This window comes from Clavibacter lycopersici, assembly GCF_003576405.1.
GTDB lineage: Bacteria > Actinomycetota > Actinomycetes > Actinomycetales > Microbacteriaceae > Clavibacter > Clavibacter lycopersici.
This window is the reverse complement of the sequence record NZ_QWGT01000325.1, coordinates 1-2,354: the sequence shown is the minus strand read 5'-3', so window position 1 is coordinate 2,354 and position 2,354 is coordinate 1. Positions and strand designations below refer to the sequence as shown.

Annotated in this window: 3 protein-coding genes; all 3 read left to right on the top strand. The window is 76.2% G+C overall.

Annotated elements, in window-relative coordinates; all coding sequences use genetic code 11:
- A partial coding sequence (locus DZG00_RS14615) for an ABC transporter substrate-binding protein (RefSeq protein WP_158587810.1) occupies nucleotides 1-555 on the top strand: 555 nt, incomplete at its 5' end.
- Complete coding sequence (locus DZG00_RS14610) at nucleotides 552-1,361, top strand: ABC transporter ATP-binding protein (protein ID WP_119383175.1); 810 nt, start codon at nucleotides 552-554, stop codon at nucleotides 1,359-1,361. The genes DZG00_RS14615 and DZG00_RS14610, both read left to right, overlap by 4 nt.
- The gene (locus DZG00_RS14605; protein WP_119455776.1) at nucleotides 1,358-2,188 is read left to right on the top strand and encodes a class I SAM-dependent methyltransferase; all 831 of its coding nucleotides are present in this window, start codon (nucleotides 1,358-1,360) and stop codon (nucleotides 2,186-2,188) included. Before DZG00_RS14610 ends, DZG00_RS14605 begins: the two co-directional genes overlap by 4 nt.
- Nucleotides 2,189-2,354 lie beyond the last annotated feature (166 nt).

The window sequence follows — 2,354 nt, the reverse complement described above, 5'->3', positions numbered from 1 at the left end:
ATCCCGCTCTACACGCCGAGCGCGTACTGCGCGGATCCCGCCCCCGAGCTGCGGACCACGGCCACCTTCGACCGCGTCTGGGACGAGATGCGCTCGCTCGGCGCGGTCCTCGGCGCCGGCGACCGCGCGGAGCAGGCGATCTCGACGGCCGAGGCCGGGCTCGCCGACGACGCGCCCGACGCCGGCACCGCCGCCGCCCTCTACGTCTCCTCCGGCGGCAGCGTGCTCTCCCCCTACGGCGGCCCGAGCATGGTGACGCCCGTGTTCCAGGCGGCCGGCCTGCAGAACGTCTACGCCGACTCCGACGAGCGCGTGTTCGACGCGAACGTGGAGGACATCGTCGCCCGGGATCCGCGAACCGTCGTGCTCCTCTACTCCAGCGGGTCGCCCGGTGACGCGGTCGCCGCGTTCCTCGGCGCGCCCGGCGTCTCGGGCCTGTCCGCGGTGCGCGAGAAGCGGGTCGTGGCGCTGCGGTTCCCGTTCACGGATCCGCCCAGCATGCTCTCGACGAAGGGCCCCGCCGAGCTCGCCGGGCTGCTCGCCACCCTGCCGTGATCCGCGCCGAGCACGTGCGCGTGGTCGCGGGCGGGCGCGTGCTGCTCGACGACGTGTCCTTCGAGGCGCCGACCGGATCCGTGACCGGCATCGTCGGCCCGAACGGCGGCGGCAAGACCACGCTGCTCCGGGCGCTCGTGCGCGCCGCGCCGCTCGCGGGCGGCCGCGTCACGGTCGACGGCGAGGACGTGCGCACGCGCTCGCGCCGGTGGATCGCCCGCCGCGTGGCGGAGGTCGGCCAACGCCAGGATCCCGACGAGTCGCTCACGGTGGCCGACGAGGTCGCGCTCGGCGGGCTCGCGGGGCGCGGCGTGCTGCGCCCGCACGGCTCCGGGGACGACGACCGCGTGGCCGCCGCCCTCGAGGCCGTCGGCATGGCGCACCTCGCCGGGGACCGGCTCGCGACCCTGTCGGGCGGCGAGCTCCAGCGCATCGCCCTCGCCCGCGCGCTCGCCCAGGGCGCCGGGCACGTGCTGCTCGACGAGCCCACCAACCACCTCGACATCCGGCACCGGCTCGAGGTCGCGCGGCTGATGCGGCGGATCGCGCCGACCGTCGTCGTCGTGCTGCACGACCTCGAGGTCGCGGCCGAGGTGTGCGACCACGTCGTCGTGCTGCACCGCGGCCGAGTCGCCGGCGCCGGCGCACCCGCCGACGTGCTCCGGCCCGAGCTCCTCGACGCGGTCTACGACGTGCGCACCACCGTGCTCGCGGACGCCGACGGGCGCCCGCACCTCCGCTTCACCCTCCCCGCGGTGGGCGACCCGCCCGCCGCGACCATCCCCCTCGAGAGGACCCGCCCATGACCGACACCACCGCTCCCGACCCCGCCGCCGCGGCCGACGCCGCCGTGCTCGCCACCGCCCGGGACCTCGCCGCCCGCTGGGACGCGCAGCAGACCGGCTACATCCGCCACCGCGCCGAGCGCTTCGCGACCATCGCGCGCGTCGTGCGGCACGTGACCGAGGGCTCCCCCGCGCCGCGGATCCTCGACCTCGCGGGCGGCACCGGATCCCTCGCACTGGAGGTGCTCGCTGCCGTCCCGGGTGCCCGCGCGGTCGTGGCCGACAAGGACCCGGCCCTGCTCGCCATCGCCGCCGACCTCGCGCTCGGCGAGCCGCGCCTGGAGGTCGCCGAGGTGGATCTGGCGCACGCCGGCTGGGCGGATCACCCGCTCATCGCGGCGGGCGGCTTCGACGCCGTCGTCTCCTCCACCGCCCTGCACTGGCTGCAGCCGGCCGCGCTCGTCGACGTGTACCGCGCGCTGCCCGCGCTCGTGCGCTCCGGCGGCATCGTGCTGAACGGCGACCACCTCTCCTACGACGCGCACCAGGAGGGCACGCTCGCGCGCATCTCCCTCGCCGACGACCGCGAGGTGCAGGACGCGGCCTTCGCGTCCGGCGACGTCGACACCTGGGACGTGTGGTGGCAGGCCGTCGCCGACACCCCGCGCTACGCCACCGCGCTCGCCCGCCGCGACGAGGTGTGGGGCGAGGAGCTCCACGTCGCTCCCCCGAAGGTCACGCTCGGCTTCCACCTGGAGGCGCTCCGGAGCGCGGGCTTCGAGGAGACCGGCACGCTGTGGCGCTACCTCGACGACGTCGTGCTGTACGCGGTGCGCGGCAGCGACTGAGCGACCCCGCACATGACGAAGGGCCCCGGTCTCCCGGGGCCCTTCGCGCGGATCGCCGGCTGCGCGCGAGGCGCGGTGCCGGATCCTGCTGGCGGTGGCGGTGGGATTTGAACCCACGGTGGAGTCTCCCCCACACACGCTTTCGAGGCGTGCTCCTTAGGCCGCT